The organism is Emcibacter sp., from assembly GCF_048269205.1.
Taxonomy (GTDB): domain Bacteria; phylum Pseudomonadota; class Alphaproteobacteria; order Sphingomonadales; family Emcibacteraceae; genus Emcibacter.
Genome location: NZ_JBLXJC010000001.1, coordinates 194616 through 209497, shown reverse-complemented (window position 1 = coordinate 209497; position 14882 = coordinate 194616). Strand labels below are relative to the sequence as shown.

14 protein-coding genes are annotated in these 14882 nt (G+C 56.6%); 13 read left to right on the top strand and 1 reads right to left on the bottom strand.

The window, feature by feature from the left end; translation table 11 throughout:
* The first annotated feature begins 38 nt into the window (after positions 1-38).
* The 12 genes from ACN0YD_RS00980 to ACN0YD_RS00925 all read left to right on the top strand — a co-directional run bounded on the left by ACN0YD_RS00980 (position 39) and on the right by ACN0YD_RS00925 (position 11917).
* Positions 39-1307: a glutamate-5-semialdehyde dehydrogenase gene (locus tag ACN0YD_RS00980; protein WP_417316769.1), complete on the top strand. Its 1269-nt coding sequence runs from the start codon at positions 39-41 to the stop codon at positions 1305-1307.
* Entirely contained in the window at positions 1288-1938 is a 651-nt protein-coding gene (locus ACN0YD_RS00975) for a nicotinate-nucleotide adenylyltransferase (RefSeq protein ID WP_417316768.1), read from the top strand. Before ACN0YD_RS00980 ends, ACN0YD_RS00975 begins: the two co-directional genes overlap by 20 nt.
* Positions 1939-1947: 9 nt before the next feature.
* Positions 1948-2379 (top strand): ribosome silencing factor, encoded by a 432-nt coding sequence (rsfS, locus tag ACN0YD_RS00970; RefSeq protein ID WP_417316767.1) that lies wholly within the window; start codon positions 1948-1950, stop codon positions 2377-2379.
* Between the two features lie 21 nt (positions 2380-2400).
* Positions 2401-2859, top strand: a complete 459-nt coding sequence (gene rlmH, locus ACN0YD_RS00965; protein ID WP_417316766.1) for a 23S rRNA (pseudouridine(1915)-N(3))-methyltransferase RlmH — start codon at positions 2401-2403, stop codon at positions 2857-2859.
* Positions 2860-3020: 161 nt separating this feature from the next.
* Positions 3021-4652, top strand: a complete 1632-nt coding sequence (gene gpmI / locus ACN0YD_RS00960) for a 2,3-bisphosphoglycerate-independent phosphoglycerate mutase (protein WP_417316765.1) — start codon at positions 3021-3023, stop codon at positions 4650-4652.
* A gap of 13 nt (positions 4653-4665) precedes the next feature.
* Positions 4666-5946: a murein hydrolase activator EnvC family protein gene (locus ACN0YD_RS00955; protein ID WP_417316764.1), complete on the top strand. Its 1281-nt coding sequence runs from the start codon at positions 4666-4668 to the stop codon at positions 5944-5946.
* Entirely contained in the window at positions 5947-7296 is a 1350-nt protein-coding gene (locus tag ACN0YD_RS00950; RefSeq protein ID WP_417316763.1) for a S41 family peptidase, read from the top strand.
* A gap of 135 nt (positions 7297-7431) precedes the next feature.
* Positions 7432-8562: a divergent polysaccharide deacetylase family protein gene (locus ACN0YD_RS00945; RefSeq protein ID WP_417316762.1), complete on the top strand. Its 1131-nt coding sequence runs from the start codon at positions 7432-7434 to the stop codon at positions 8560-8562.
* Positions 8563-8670: 108 nt separating this feature from the next.
* Positions 8671-9165: an RNA pyrophosphohydrolase gene (locus ACN0YD_RS00940; RefSeq protein ID WP_417316761.1), complete on the top strand. Its 495-nt coding sequence runs from the start codon at positions 8671-8673 to the stop codon at positions 9163-9165.
* The gene (locus ACN0YD_RS00935) at positions 9162-10031 is read left to right on the top strand and encodes a hypothetical protein (RefSeq protein ID WP_417316760.1); all 870 of its coding nucleotides are present in this window, start codon (positions 9162-9164) and stop codon (positions 10029-10031) included. The genes ACN0YD_RS00940 and ACN0YD_RS00935 overlap by 4 nt, the downstream gene beginning before the upstream one ends.
* A 12-nt stretch (positions 10032-10043) precedes the next feature.
* Positions 10044-10913: a hypothetical protein gene (locus ACN0YD_RS00930; protein ID WP_417316759.1), complete on the top strand. Its 870-nt coding sequence runs from the start codon at positions 10044-10046 to the stop codon at positions 10911-10913.
* A gap of 80 nt (positions 10914-10993) precedes the next feature.
* Complete coding sequence (locus ACN0YD_RS00925) at positions 10994-11917, top strand: ketopantoate reductase family protein (protein ID WP_417316758.1); 924 nt, start codon at positions 10994-10996, stop codon at positions 11915-11917.
* A 21-nt stretch (positions 11918-11938) separates the two neighbouring features.
* Here the strand turns inward: ACN0YD_RS00925 and ACN0YD_RS00920 are convergent, their stop codons facing one another.
* Entirely contained in the window at positions 11939-13390 is a 1452-nt protein-coding gene (locus tag ACN0YD_RS00920) for a serine hydrolase domain-containing protein (RefSeq protein ID WP_417316757.1), read from the bottom strand.
* 215 nt (positions 13391-13605) lie between these two features.
* Between ACN0YD_RS00920 and ACN0YD_RS00915 the strand changes: the two genes are divergently transcribed.
* Complete coding sequence (locus ACN0YD_RS00915) at positions 13606-14856, top strand: NupC/NupG family nucleoside CNT transporter (protein WP_417316756.1); 1251 nt, start codon at positions 13606-13608, stop codon at positions 14854-14856.
* Positions 14857-14882 lie beyond the last annotated feature (26 nt).

Below are 14882 nucleotides of genomic sequence, written 5' to 3'. Positions count from 1 at the left end.
AATATACAGTACAAATCAGAGTAACTGCTGGAAACCAAATGAATACAGAACATGACATCAGAAAACTGATGCTGGCCATGGGACAGGCCGCCCGGGAGGCCGCCGCCGTCCTGGCCGAAAGCACCACGGAACAGAAAAATGCAGCCCTTCTGGCCGCGGCAAATGCCCTGCGGTCGGACAGGGATGAAATCCTTGCCGCCAACGCCAGGGACATGGACATTGCGAAGGGCCGGGGGCTTACCGGCGCCATGCTGGACCGGCTTCTGCTTGACGAGGACCGTATCGAGGCCATCGCGAAAGGACTGGAGAATATTGCCGCCCTGCCCGATCCGGTCGGTGATGTGATGGCAAGCTGGGACCGGCCCAACGGCCTGAATATCTCCCGCGTGCGCGTCCCGCTTGGCGTGATCGGCATCATCTATGAATCCCGTCCCAATGTCACGGCCGATGCCGGCGCCCTGTGCCTGAAGTCCGGCAATGCCTCGATCCTGCGCGGCGGTTCCGAAAGTGCCCATTCCAGCCGGGCCATATATCAGTGCCTGGTCAAAGGCCTTGAGAAAGCGGGTCTGCCGGAAGAGGCCATCCAGTTGATCCCGACCCAAGACCGGGCCGCCGTGGGTGAGCTTTTAGGCCTTGCAGGTTTTGTGGACATCATCGTACCGCGCGGCGGCAAATCCCTGATCGAGAGGGTCCAGAATGACAGCAAGGTGCCGGTCATGGCCCATTTGGACGGCATCTGCCATGTCTATGTGGACCGGGACGCCGACCCGGAAAAAGCCGTCAGTATTGCACTCAATGCCAAAATGCGGCGCACCGGCATCTGCGGCGCCATGGAAACTCTTCTGGTCGACGAGGCCGCCGCTGAAAAGCTTCTGCCCTCCATTGCCGAGGCGCTGAAGGAAAAAGGCTGCGAACTCAGGGGCGATGGCAGGTCCCGGGAAATTGTCCCGGATATGGTTGCAGCCACCGACGAGGACTGGGACACGGAATATCTGGACGCCATCCTGTCCGTCCGCTGTGTCGACGGAGTCGAGGGTGCGATAGAACATATTGCGCAACACGGCTCCCACCATACGGATTCCATTGTCACGGAAAATGCGGAAACCGCCGCGGAATTTCTGAACCGGGTCGACAGTGCCATTGTCATGCATAATGCCTCGACCCAGTTTGCAGACGGCGGTGAGTTTGGCATGGGCGCAGAAATCGGAATTTCCACAGGCAAGATGCATGCCCGAGGTCCGGTCGGACTGGAACAGCTGACAAGCTATAAATACCAGGTCAGGGGCGATGGACAAACCCGACCGTAAAAATATCCACAGCAGGTTTCCCCTGCTGCCCGGTGCTGACAAATGGCGGGGTATGACCATTGGCCTTCTCGGCGGCTCCTTCAATCCTGCCCATGAGGCTCACCGGGAAATTAGCCTTGCCGCCCTCAAGCGGCTGGGCCTGGATCATGTCTGGTGGCTGGTGTCACCGCAAAACCCGCTGAAGGGTACAGACGATATGGCTGCTTTGGACCAGCGGGTAAAAAAGGCCCAACAGGTGGCGGATCATCCCCGTATTACTGTCATGGACCTGGAACGGCGGATGAACACCAACTATACGGCGGACACCATCCGTATTCTGGTCACCCGCTTTCCAAACACACAATTTATCTGGCTGATGGGCGCCGACAACCTGGCGCAATTCAGCAAATGGCAACAATGGGAGGAGATCGCGAATCTTGTTCCATTTGCGATTTTCGACCGTCCCGGTTATTCTATGTCGGCAATTGCCAGCAAGGCCGGGCAAAAATTTCGCCGGCAGCGGCTGGGGGAAACCCATGCTTCGCTGCTGCCGCGGATGAAACCGCCGGTTTGGGTTTTCTGCCACGGTAGAAAAAATCCAATGTCAGCAACAGCAATTCGTGAAAAAACATTATATTCCGAGAGGTTATAGAAAATAGACGTGCCCACAATACAGGAGTCAGAGAACATTCCAAGTTCTTCCGAACCGTCCAGTACGGTCAGTCTCAAGGAACTTATTTTAAGTGCCCTTGACGACAAAAAGGCAGAAGAAATCACCGAAATCAACCTACATGGTAAATCCAGCATTGCCGATTCGATGATTATTGCGTCCGGTCGTTCCAATCGCCAGGTGGCATCATTGGCAGATCATGTGGTCCAGACCGTCAAGGAAAACGGCTTTGGCAGCTGCAAGGTGGAAGGCCTTGATAAAGCTGATTGGGTTTTGATTGATGCCGGTGATATTATTGTGCATCTGTTCCGCCCGGAGGTTCGCGCCTTCTACAATCTGGAAAAAATGTGGATGCCGGATTTTACACCGGATAATGTCGGACGTGCTGACTTGTCTTCCGGCGCATCTGACTTCCAGAACTAGGCCAGAACCGGGATTGGAACCATGCAGATCAGGATCATTGCCGTCGGGCGCCTGAAAAAAGGGCCCGAGCTTGACCTGATTGAGACCTTTGTCAAGCGCACGCCCTGGCCCGTTTCCGTTACAGAAGTGGAGGAGAAGCGCCCCTTGAAGGGTGCCGAACGCATGGCGAAAGAAGCCGAGTTGCTTCTGGCGGCCATTCCCGATGACGCCTGGTTGATCGCCCTTGACGAACGGGGAAAGCATATGCGCAGCACCGCTTTCGCAGAAACCCTGGGCCGGTTGCAGGACGATGGCCGCTCCTGTGTGGCCTTTGTGATCGGCGGCGCAGAAGGTTACGGGCCCGGAATAAAAGAGCGCGCCAACATGCTGCTGTCTTTTGGTAAAATGACATGGCCGCACATGATCGTGCGCATGATGCTGACGGAACAGATTTACCGGGCGTCCAGCATTCTTGCCGGACACCCCTATCACAAGGATTGACCCCAGGAATAAAAGCGGACTTGAATATGGGCCTGAAAATGGCGTAAAAGAGCCTGACAAGCTTGATTTTACACGCTATTAACCTAATTTAGATATAGAGTATTGTCCGGCGAATGTGACCGGTTGCCACCGGAAGCGGCCAGAAGCGGAACGAGTTGCAAATGACAAACAAAGCCCTGCATCCCACCAAGCCTGTTGTCCTGTGTATCCTGGACGGTTGGGGGTATCGTGATGACAGCACCAACAACGCCATTGCGCTGGCGCACACACCCAACTACGACCGGTTTCTGGAAGAATGCCCTTTCGGCTTTCTGGAAACATCCGGCCTTGCTGTCGGCCTGCCGGAAGGGCAGATGGGCAACTCCGAAGTGGGGCATATGAATCTGGGCGGCGGGCGTGTGGTCATGCAGGACCTGCCCCGGATTGACAGCTGTATTGCTGAAGGCCGGCTGGGCCATTTGGAAAATCTGAAAAAACTCGTATCCGCCCTTAAACAGAGCGGTGGCACTTGCCACCTGATGGGGCTTTTGTCCCCGGGCGGCGTACACAGCCACCAGGACCATATGCTGGCCCTGGCAAAAGAATGTGCAAAAGAAAATATTCCGGTTGCCATCCATGCCTTCCTTGATGGCCGGGACGTCCCGCCAAAAAGCGCCCTGGACTTTGTGGAAACGTTCGAGACAGGCATCGCCGGGCTCGACAATGTCTCCATCGCCACCGTTTCCGGCCGTTATTACGCCATGGACCGGGATAAGCGCTGGGACCGGGTCAAGCTGGCCTATGACACCATGATGGATGCCGGCGGTGAAAGACATGACAGCGCCCGGGCCGTCATCGAAGCAAGCTATGCCGGGGACAAGACCGACGAATTCGTTCTGCCTGCGGTGATCGGTGACTATCAGGGCATGAAAGACGGCGACGCGATCCTGATGGCAAATTTCCGTGCTGACCGGGCCCGGGAAATCCTGACCTGTTTTGTGGATCCCCATTTTGACGGCTTCAAGCGGGACCGTCTGGTTAAGTTCGCCGCGACCACAGGCATGGTGGAATATTCCGTCGCCCTTAATGAATTTATGACCGCGCTTTTTCCGGCCGAGGAAATCCTCGATACCCTGGGCGAGATTGTCTCCCGCAGCGGACGCACGCAATTGCGCATTGCCGAGACGGAAAAATACGCTCACGTGACTTTTTTCTTCAACGGCGGCAGTGAAGGCGTTTATGACGGGGAAGACCGTATCCTGATCCCGTCGCCGGATGTGGCCACCTATGACCTGAAACCGGAAATGTCGGCCCCGGAAGTGACCGACGAGCTGGTGGAGGCCATCCGCTCGAAAAAATACGACCTGATCGTGGTGAATTTCGCCAATCCCGACATGGTTGGCCATACCGGTGTGATGGAGGCAGCCCTCAAGGCGGTGCAGACCATCGACACCAGCCTGGGCCATCTGCGCGATGCGCTTGTGGAAACGGGTGGCACCATGCTGGTTACCGCCGATCACGGCAATATTGAACTGATGAAGGATCCGGTTACCGATCAGCCCCATACGGCGCATACGACCAACCTGGTCCCCTTCCTTCTGATCAATGCACCAGCCGCGGCGGCTGATCTTCCCGAAGGCCGGGCGATTGCCCTGGAAAACGGCAGATTGGCGGACGTGGCGCCGACCCTGTTGGACCTGATGGGACTCGACCAGCCGGCAGCCATGACCGGCCATTCCCTGCTGAAAGTGGTTTCCCAGGAAGAAGCCCGGGGACACAGGGGACAGCAACAGGAGAACAGGGCTACTGCGTAGGTTGTCGTTACATATGTCTGCCCGGCGGAGAACACGGTTTCTCCCCTCGCTGCTTCTTTGCCTTCTGACGGCACTGCCTGCCGCCGGAGAAGTGCCGCGCAAACAGGAAGACGACCTCAAGGAAGTCCAGAAAAGAATCGAGGAAACCACCCTCAAGGCCCGACAGTATGAAAGTGAGGCCAGCCAGCTGAAGGAAGAGATTTCCGATCTCGGCCGCAAAATGGTCCAGGCGGCAAAAGATCTCCAGGATACGGAAAGCCGCCTCAGCGAGAGGGAAGACAAGCTTGACGACCTGAACCAGCGGGAAACAAAGCTGGAGGCACGTCTGTCCGCCCGCACCGGACAGATGACGGAAACACTGGGCGCCATGCAGCGCCTGAGCCGGCAGCCCCCGGAACTGGTTGCCTTCCGCCCGGATGAAGCCGTCGACAGCCTGCGGAGCGCCAGTCTTCTCAAAGTGATTCTGCCGGAACTCGAAAACAAGGCTGTGTTAATCCGCCAGGATATCGGAGAATTGCAGGACCTGCGTCAGGATATCCGGAAGGAACAGGCCAGCCTGAAAGAGGAACTTGCCGAACTGAGCCAGTCCCAGGATGAACTGGATAAACTGCTGAGCGCCCGCCGGGATCGCCATAAGGAGCTTGAGCGGGCCACACGGCAGGAACGGCAGAAACTGAAAAAATTTGCCGCCACGGCGAGAAACCTGCAGGAACTGATTGACCGGATCGAAAAAGAAAACCAGCTTCGGGAAAAAGCCGCCCGGGAGGCGGCAACGCGGCTGGAGGACAAGCCACAGCGCGATAGCGGTGAAAGCACTTCGCCGGCCCAGGTGACGGCCCTGCCCTCCGGCAGCACCAGTTTCAGCCTCGCCAGGGGCTCCATTCCCCTGCCGGCGCGCGGCAGCATTGAGGTCCGTTATGGACAGACCACAGCGGAAGGCCGGAAATCAAAGGGAATCATTATAAACACGCGATCCCAGGCAACTGTGGTCGCCCCCCACGACGGACGCGTTGTTTTTTCAGGAAAATTCCGCTCCTACGGACAATTACTTATTATTTCCCACGGAGACGGCTATCATACGCTGCTGGCCGGTATGACCCGGCTTGACGCCGTTGTCGGTCAATGGGTATTAAAAGGTGAACCAATCGGCCAGATGGCGCCCACTCAACTGGCGTCTGACGGCAGGGTCGCTGGATCCCTGGGGCAGAAACTCTATCTGGAAATCCGCCGAGGGGGCAAGCCGATCAATCCGCTGCCCTGGATTATTGCTCGTGACAGAAAGGTACTTGGTTAAATGAAAAAATTTGCTGCAACTGCTGTAATTGCCCTGGCCATTTTCGGCGCCGGCATGGCGGTCAATACCGTGGGCTACAGCGCAAATTCAGATACCTACAAACAGCTCAACCTGTTTGGAGACGTGTTCGAGCGCATCCGGTCACAATATGTGAAGGACGTGGAGGATGAGGAACTTATCGAGGCCGCCATCAACGGCATGCTGGCCTCCCTGGACCCCCATTCAAGCTACCTGAATCCGAAGAATTTCGAGGACATGCAGGTCCAGACCCGTGGCGAATACGGCGGTCTCGGCCTGGAAGTAACCCAGGAAAGCGGCGTGGTCAGGGTCGTCTCCCCCATTGATGACACCCCGGCCGCCAAGGCAGGTATGAAGGCCGGCGACTATATCACCCATCTCGACGGGGAACAGGTCATGGGCCTGACCCTTAACGAGGCTGTGGAAAAAATGCGTGGCGAAGTGGGTGAGCCTATTGTCCTGACCGTGGTGCGCAAGGGCGAGAAAGCCCCATTGGAAATCACAATTACCCGCGATGTCATCAAGATCAAATCGGTACGCTACCGGGTCGAGGATGAAATCGGCTACGTGCGTATCACCTCCTTTACCGAAACCACCGAGAACAACCTGAAAGATGCCCTGTCCGCCATCAAGGAAGAACTGGGCGACAACCTCCAGGGTATTGTGCTTGACCTGCGCAACAATCCCGGCGGTCTTCTGGACCAGGCCATCGCCGTGTCCGATGCCTTTCTTGATCGCGGCGAGGTGGTTTCAACCCGCACCCGCAACGACCGGTCCGTCCAGCGCTATAACGCGCGCAAGGGGGACCTGATCAACGGCAAGTCTCTTGTGGTACTGATCAATGGCGGCTCTGCATCCGCCTCTGAAATTGTCGCCGGCGCCCTGCAGGATCACCAGCGCGGTGTGGTCGTCGGAACCCAGTCCTTCGGCAAAGGTTCTGTGCAAACGGTTATTCCGCTGGGTGCAAACGGTGCCATGCGGCTGACCACCGCCTATTATTTCACCCCCTCCGGTACAAGCATCCAGGGTGACGGAATCATTCCGGATGTGGTTGTCGAACAACTGCGGCTTGAAGACGCCGAGGCGATCAACACCAGGCGGCGCAGTGAGGCCAGCCTCAGGGGCAGTCTAGAGAACCCCAACGGGGATGAAAACGTTGAGGAAACCGACGAAAACGCCGAGCAGAATAGCGCCGACCCGGGAACTGCCGGTGAAGACGAAGCCGAAAACACAGAAGACGAGAAGACACTGACCACGGCGCAGCGGGATTACCAGCTGAACTATGCCTTCAATCTGATCCGGGGTATGGCCATCGCCAGAAATTACGAGTAAAAACACATAAAGCGGGGACCGGGATGTGTTCTACCCGGCCCCTGTTTTATGTGACAGGTAAAAATAAAGATAAACAGGAAGGGGAAAGGCCGGTAACGGCCGGGAAAAATGGCAGACGAGCCGGAATTACCAACGATGACGCGCAGACGCACCATCAGTCCGCTGGTAGCGGCCTGGGTGCTTGTGCTTGTGTCCTTTGGCGGCCTTTTCGTCTGGCTTTCCCTGACCGCTGAGGAGCCCCTGCCCGAACCGGCAAAGGTGGCAGAGGAACAGGAAAAACCAGCGGAAGAAAGCCATAAGCCCGCTTCGGAAAACATCATCGTCCTGTCGGATCCGGATGACAGCCTGTCTTTCGCTGAAGAAGAGGCTAACGCAAAAGCCGAACAAGAGCTGCAGAAAGAGGTTATCCCCGAAGAAACGGCGCCACAGAGTGAACAGATCCCCTATACAAAATTCATGAGCCTGAAGAAGGTACCCAATCCGGGCCTTGTCATGCAAAGCCGGGACGGCCCCCTGCCGGTGCTGGGACCGGACGGCCTTGTCGCCTGGCAGGAATATGCCCGGCCGCATGAAGATCTCAGCATCGCACCGCGCATCGCCATCATTGTCAAGGGAATAGGCCTGAATGCGGAACAGAGCGAACAGGCCATCAGGACACTGCCTGGCGAAATGGATATCGCCGTCACCCCATATGGCCGCGAATTGCAGGACTGGGTGGACCTGGGCCGCGAATTCGGTCACGAGGCATTGCTTCTTGTGCCCATGGAGCCGCTGAACTATCCCGAGAATGATCCGGGCCCACACACCCTGATGGCAGGCTATTCGAAACGGGACAACATGAACCGGCTTATGTGGGTCCTTTCCCGGGTCACCGGCTATGTGGGGGTCCTGAACGAAATGGGATCGAAATTCACGGCAGCCGAAAACGCCATTCATCCGGTGTTGGAGGAACTTCACGGCCGGGGCTTGATGTTTGTCGATTCCCGCTCAAGCCGCTATAGCGTCGCGGCCCGGTACGCCCGCCGGCTGGGGATGCCACGGGCCATCAACAACCGCTATATCGACAACACCGTCAACGAAGAGGAAATCCAGACCCGCCTCCGCGAGCTGGAGACCACGGCAAGAACCTATGGAGCGGCGCTGGGCATCGCCCGTCCGTTCCCGCTGACCATCGAGCAACTGGATGCCTGGGCCAAAACCCTGCCCGGCAAGGGTATCCAGTTGGTACCCGTCACAGCCATCGCCAACCGTCAGCCGATCCGCTAGATAGCAGCCTTCACGCCAGTAAAAGTCCCGACAACACCAACTGCCTATTGAAAGACGGCTTCAGTTGTTCAAAATAGACGAGATGGAATTTCCAGCCAACGAGGTCACATGACAGATAAAGAGAAACTCCCCTATCGCCCCTGCGCCGGCATGATGATGTTTAACGACGAAGGCAGGATCTTTATGGCCCAGAGAATCGACCAGACGGCCGAAGCCTGGCAAATGCCCCAGGGCGGCATCGACAAGGGAGAAGACCCCGGCGAGGCGGCCTTAAGGGAGCTCAAAGAGGAAATCGGCACCGACAAGGTGGAACTGCTGGCACAGACCGATGACTGGCTGACCTATGATCTGCCCGAACACCTGGTCGGCAAGGTCTGGAAAGGACGCTACCGGGGCCAGAAAATGAAATGGTTTGTCTATCGCTTTCTGGGCCGGGATGAAGACATCAATCTGGAGACAGACCACCAGGAATTCAGCGAATGGAAATGGATTGATCTGTCCGACCTGCCGGATATGATAGTACCGTTCAAACGGGACCTCTATCAGGCACTGATAAAACGCTTCGGCGGAATAATAGCGGAAAATGCAGGCAGAAACCCATGATCCAGAGTGAAGAAAGAACATTATCTGTTGTTGACGTTGCGAAAGAGACTTATCTGACGTTCCGGACAAACCTCAAACAGCATGCGATTCTTTCCTATGTTTTCTATCTGCCCTTCAGCCTGTTCCTGTTTGTCCCGGGACTTTCGCTTACAAAACACGTTGCTCCCGGCGGGAATGTAACCTTCCAGTTCAGCAGCGCCTATCTGGCTTTTGTGGCCATGGCCTTTCTGGTCACCAGCGCCCTGACATTGCTGTTTTTCCGGCTCCATCTTCTGGGATGCGGGAACTTCCTTAAATTTTCCCTGCCGGACCTTGGCCGGATGCTGCTGAAATATATTCTTTATCTTGCCGCCATGATTATTCTGCTGCTGATTTTTATGCTTGTGATGACCACCGGTCTGGGGCTTGTCCTGTCTGTCATTTCCGGGGTAAGCGGGCTTGATATCGCCCCCCAGGGCAACCGCCCCCTGTCCCTGATGATCGCTACAATAATCACCATCATAACCGTGGGCATTTCATTCAGGATGCAGATTACCTTTGTCAGCATTGCCGAAAACAGGTCCTTTATCCCTTTCAGGGAGGCCTGGTATTACAGCAGGAACAACAGCCTGACTATTTTTACGAGCCTGCTGTTGTCGGTGCTCCCGGCCTGGGTCTTCTCTATGCTGTTACTTAATCTTCTGGCCGGGTTTTTCGGCATAACAGGAACGGCAATGATCGACCCGGCATTTATTATTGTACAATATATGCTCAGCCCTCTGATCCTTGCGCCCAGCTCCCTGTTTTGCTGCTGCATGACCCGAATTTATACTCGTCTGGTCCGGACGGAAGATGACAAGGGCCATATCGCAGACCTGATTGTCTGATAAGGATTGCACATGCCGATTGAAACCGGAAAACGGGACAAATCCCTGATAACCTGTATCCTCGAGGCCTATGGCTGTCTGTGGCACTTCAGGTTCCAGCATATCCTGATCTCCCTGTTTGCCTTTCTGCCCTTCTGTCTGGCCGGCTATCTCGGCTATCTTGAGCCGGTACTTACAGGCCCGGACAGCCGGGAGGGAATCCCCGAAGGATTCCAGTTTTCCTTTTTCCTTTTGATCGCCACCACTTTCATCTGGCTTGTACCTTCGGCCATTCTCTGGCATCGGCTGTTTCTTCTGGGACCTGAACATTTTATGCGCCGCAAATTCTGGCCGCTGATCAGTCGCAGTTTTCATTTCAGCATCAAAATTCTGGTCTTTCTCGGCGTCATTCTGGTGCTCATGTTTTTGCTGAGCAGTGCGGTGCTGATGATCCTGAACCAGATCAACCTGGACCAGCAGGGATCAGTGGAAACCGTGGGGTCACTGGAACTGACCGTCTATCTTTCTGCAGCGGCCATTATCAGCCTGCTGGGTCTGGCCATCGGCCTTCGCCTGTCTCTGGCCTTTGCTGCCCAGTCCATCGGCAAGACGCTCAGTTTCCGGTCATCCTGGGACCTGACCCGTACTCTCACAGGCCACATGCTGTTCAGCCTCCTGATCGGGGTAATCCCGTCACTGGGAATTGTAACGGCCGTGCAGTTCATTGTCCTGAGGCTCACCGGTCTTGATCTTTTCGCCGGCTGGGCCGGGGGGCGGGAGGAACAGTTCCTGATGATTTTCGCCTTGTCGCCCCTGATGTCCCTGCCGCTGGCTTTTGCCTGCGCCCAGACTTCGGTTTTTTACCGCAACTGCGGCGCCTGCGATTTTCAGGAACCTTCCTGAAGCGCTGCTCTACAGTCACTTCTGGAATTTTTCTCCCCAGCCCGCTATATATGCCCCCGAAACCAATTCAGGAGTGAAACATGAGAATTCTGGTTCTGGGCGCCGGGGCAATCGGCGGATATTTCGGCGGGCTTCTTTTGCACAGCGGTGCGGACGTCACCTTTCTGGTGCGCCGGAAACGGCATAACCTGCTGAAACGGAACGGTCTTGTCATTCACACCCCGGACCGGGACTATACAATTGATGTGACAGATCATCTTGTCGAGGAGGTGGACAGCCCCTATGATCTGGTGATCCTGGGCTGCAAGGCCTATGACCTGGAGAGCGCCGTAAAGTCCATCACCCCGGCGATCGGTCCGGACAGCCATATCCTTCCCCTGCTCAACGGCCTGAAACACCTGGATGTTCTGGATAAAACATTCGGAGAAGAAAAGGTCCTGGGCGGGCTCGCCAAAAACATCTGTACACTACAGAAAGACGGCAGCATCCGGTCCTGGTCTCGCCCGGGCCATATCACTTTCGGGCCGCGTTCAGACAGCCAACTCGCCTTCAGCCGCCAGCTCGAGGAGTTGTTTCTGAAAGCGCCGGTCAGTGTCAGTCATTCCCCCCACATGGCCTCGGCCATGTGGGACAAATTCTGCCATATCACCGTTCTCGGTACCCTCAATTGCCTGATGCGTGGCAGCATCGGCGATATCATGGCAACCCGTGACGGCCGGGAAATCGCCCTGGCGATCATTGACGAATGTGCAGGAGCCGCCGCCGCAGCCGGCTATCCCCTGTCCGACGCCTCCCTGGAGTATATGAAAGAGACCATGACCCGGGAAGGTTCGGATTATACCTCTTCCATGTTCAGGGATCTGGAGCTGGGCAAGCCTGTGGAGGCCGATCAACTGGTGGGCGACATGTTGATCCGGGCAGAAAATGCAGGATTGTCCACGTCCTACCTGAAGGCCGCCTGGTGCAATCTTCAGGTCTATATGATTCGCCGGGAACAGGCCTGACGCCCGTCCCGGCTTGACATATTACTGATTGAGCGCCGCCAGGATATCGGCCGTGAAGGCGGCGATGTTAAAGCGCACGCCGTCCGGGCTGTCATAGCCGCGCCGGACAATCACCAGATTCCGTGAGGGAATGATCATCACATACTGCCCCCTGTTGCCGGCCATGGCGAAAACATCGTCCGGCAGACCCGGGAAGCGGCTGTCGAACAACCAGAACTGGGCGCCGTACCCGGGCAGAGGATGACCTTCCCCGTTCACAAGCGGCGGCTGCGACGGTGCCGGCGTGCTGACGAATTCCCGCCACCAGTCCGGCAACAGTTTTTCGCCCTGCCAAACGCCGTCATTGAGGTAAAGGATACCAAGCCGGGCCAGATCCCGGGCCGTGGACCAGACCTGGCTGGAGAGGACAAAATTTCCCTGCCAGTCTGTTTCCGCCACCGTATGGCCCATGCCGATCTTCCGGAACAACTGCTCGGTCGGAAAGCGCAGCATGGCCTCCGTCTCACCCAGCGTCGCCTTGAGGGACCGGACTGCCAGCAATGTATCATTATTGGCATATTTCCAGCGTTTGCCGGGCGCCGTTTCCAGCATTTTTTCTGTCGCATTATCCGTCACCAGACCGCCACCGAAATAAACATAGCTTGTCCGGTTTCCAGCCTTATTGCTGTCCAGGCCGCTGGCCATATGCAGCAGGTTCTCCAGGGTGATTTTCTGCCGGGGATCACCCGGGGCCGACCATTCGGGAATATTGGCCGGGGCCTTGATATCCAGAAGTCCCTTCTCCACAGCAATGCCGATGACCGTCGCGCTGATACTTTTTGCCACTGACCAGGTGCGCTGGGAGGTATGCGGGGTGAAGCCCGCCTTGTATTGCTCTGCCAGAAGCCGGTCCGGCGTGGTCACCAGGGTCGCGCTGGTTGCCTTTGGATCACCGTATTTTTCGGTGGTGAAAGCATCATTGAGCACCGCCTGAAGGGGGGAAGGGGCCATATCCGGTTCCGGGACCGCATCCCCCACGGGCCAGGGTTTTACGCCATTATCCGGCGCAGAAGAGAAATTCACTGACGGGACATGTTTGCGCACGGACAGATCAGCCCCCGGCGGAAGCTGCGCACAACCAAGTCCCGGACGCCAGACCGCATAGCGTGGCGGCAGGTCTTCGCTGAACCGGACGGAAACATATTTTTCCCCCTGATTGATTTCCGCATCCGGCAGTTCGGCCATATATTTCCGGTAATCAAGCCGTATACCGGTCAGTTCATCCTGCCGGATCATGTCTGCGGATTTTCCGCCATTAAAAGTGGCGCTGCAGGTAAAGGCTGCCTTGTAGCCCGCCACCTGCGATTTCACCGTTTCCGGTGTGGGTTCAGTGGCCGCGGCGGCCTGCAGTGTGACAGTTGTAAGAAATATCCCCAGACATGCCGTCCAGAGGGGACGGGAAAAGGATATTCCGTCCTGATTGAATATTGTCATAAATAATCCCCTTTGTTTATCGTTGTTATATCCCGCCCCTTCAGAATTCCCCGAAAGAACAGAAACTTGTGCAGGACGTCTCATATTACCCTTTCCCGGGGAGGTCCAGAGGGGAAAAGGACAATATCAGGGTAAAAAATCCAGATTGTAATATAACTGTTACCCTGCCTTCATAGAAAGTTTATCTGTGAACTTTTCGGGCAGGGAACCGACATATGGCGTTATATCTGCAGGGTATTGCGGGTATCCTCATTTATCTGGCACTGGCATGGCTTCTTTCGGAAAAAAAGAGAGAGGTCCGTCCGCGCATTATTATCACCGGACTTCTGGTGCAGATATGCCTTATCCTGCTGCTGCTTTATGTCCCCCTGATCCAGAGCGCCTTTGCCACCCTTTCCAGCGGAATCCAGAGCGTCAGCCTGGCCACCGAGAAAGGCACAGCCTTTGTCTTCGGTTATGTGGGCGGCGGCCCCACACCCTTTGACACCACCAATCCGGCCAACAATTTTATCTTCGCATTCCGGGTGCTGCCCCTGGTGCTGATGATCGGCGCCTTGTCCGCCCTGCTCTGGCACTGGCGCATACTTGCCTGGCTGGTGCGCGGCGCGGCGGTTCTGATGCAAAAGGCCTTCCGGGTCGGCGGCGCCGTGGGCATCGCCTCCGCCGCCAATATATTCATGGGCATGGCGGAATCCCCCCTGCTGATCGGCCCCTATATCCCGAAACTGAGCCGCAGCGAACTTTTTGTCGTCATGAGCGTCGGCATGTCCACCATCGCCGGCTCTATCATGGTGCTGGTGGCGACCCTGATCGAACCGACCTTTCCCGGCGCGTTCGGTCATCTTCTGATCGCCTCGGTCATAAATGCCCCGGCCGCCATCATGATTGCCAAGATTATGGTGCCCGGTGACCTGTCCTTTGAAAGCCGCAATGTGAGCCTCGAAAGCCATTATTCCGGCGCCCTGGACGCTATTACCAAGGGTACAGGCAATGCCTTGCGGCTGGTGGCCAATATCGTCGCCCTGCTTATTGTCTTTGTCTCTCTTATTGAACTGGTCAACATGATCCTGGCGCTTGTCACGGTCGGAGACGAACCGCTCACCCTGTCCCTGATCCTCGGTACACTGATGGCGCCCTTCGCCTGGCTCATGGGCATCCCCTGGAGCGACGCCGCCGAAGCCGGCGCCCTGCTGGGCACCAAGGTAGTGATCAACGAGATTGTCGCCTATATGCAGCTCGGCAACCTGGGCGCCGGGGAAATCAGCCTGCACAGCCGCTATATCCTGACCTATGCCCTGTGCAGTTTCGGAAACCTGGGCAGCCTGGCCATCATGATCGGTACGCTGTCGACACTTGCGCCGGAGCGGCGCAGGGAAATCATTGAACTTGGCCCCCGGACCATTGTCTCGGCCTTCATCGCCACAGCCATCTCAGGAGCCATGGTCGGCCTGATCGCCGCACCATAACCCGGGAAAAACGAAACAAGCAGGAG

Excerpts from the sequence above, each read along its gene's own strand:
- ACN0YD_RS00950 (WP_417316763.1), top strand. The coding sequence starts at position 5,947 with ATGAAAAAATTTGCTGCAACTGCTGTAATTGCCCTGGCCATTTTCGGC.
- ACN0YD_RS00930 (WP_417316759.1), top strand. The coding sequence starts at position 10,044 with ATGCCGATTGAAACCGGAAAACGGGACAAATCCCTGATAACCTGTATC.
- ACN0YD_RS00940 (WP_417316761.1), top strand. The coding sequence starts at position 8,671 with ATGACAGATAAAGAGAAACTCCCCTATCGCCCCTGCGCCGGCATGATG.
- ACN0YD_RS00925 (WP_417316758.1), top strand. The coding sequence starts at position 10,994 with ATGAGAATTCTGGTTCTGGGCGCCGGGGCAATCGGCGGATATTTCGGC.
- ACN0YD_RS00955 (WP_417316764.1), top strand. The coding sequence starts at position 4,666 with ATGTCTGCCCGGCGGAGAACACGGTTTCTCCCCTCGCTGCTTCTTTGC.
- ACN0YD_RS00980 (WP_417316769.1), top strand. The coding sequence starts at position 39 with ATGAATACAGAACATGACATCAGAAAACTGATGCTGGCCATGGGACAG.
- ACN0YD_RS00945 (WP_417316762.1), top strand. The coding sequence starts at position 7,432 with ATGACGCGCAGACGCACCATCAGTCCGCTGGTAGCGGCCTGGGTGCTT.
- ACN0YD_RS00920 (WP_417316757.1), bottom strand. The coding sequence starts at position 13,390 with ATGACAATATTCAATCAGGACGGAATATCCTTTTCCCGTCCCCTCTGG.
- gpmI (WP_417316765.1), top strand. The coding sequence starts at position 3,021 with ATGACAAACAAAGCCCTGCATCCCACCAAGCCTGTTGTCCTGTGTATC.
- ACN0YD_RS00975 (WP_417316768.1), top strand. The coding sequence starts at position 1,288 with ATGGACAAACCCGACCGTAAAAATATCCACAGCAGGTTTCCCCTGCTG.
- ACN0YD_RS00935 (WP_417316760.1), top strand. The coding sequence starts at position 9,162 with ATGATCCAGAGTGAAGAAAGAACATTATCTGTTGTTGACGTTGCGAAA.
- rlmH (WP_417316766.1), top strand. The coding sequence starts at position 2,401 with ATGCAGATCAGGATCATTGCCGTCGGGCGCCTGAAAAAAGGGCCCGAG.
- ACN0YD_RS00915 (WP_417316756.1), top strand. The coding sequence starts at position 13,606 with ATGGCGTTATATCTGCAGGGTATTGCGGGTATCCTCATTTATCTGGCA.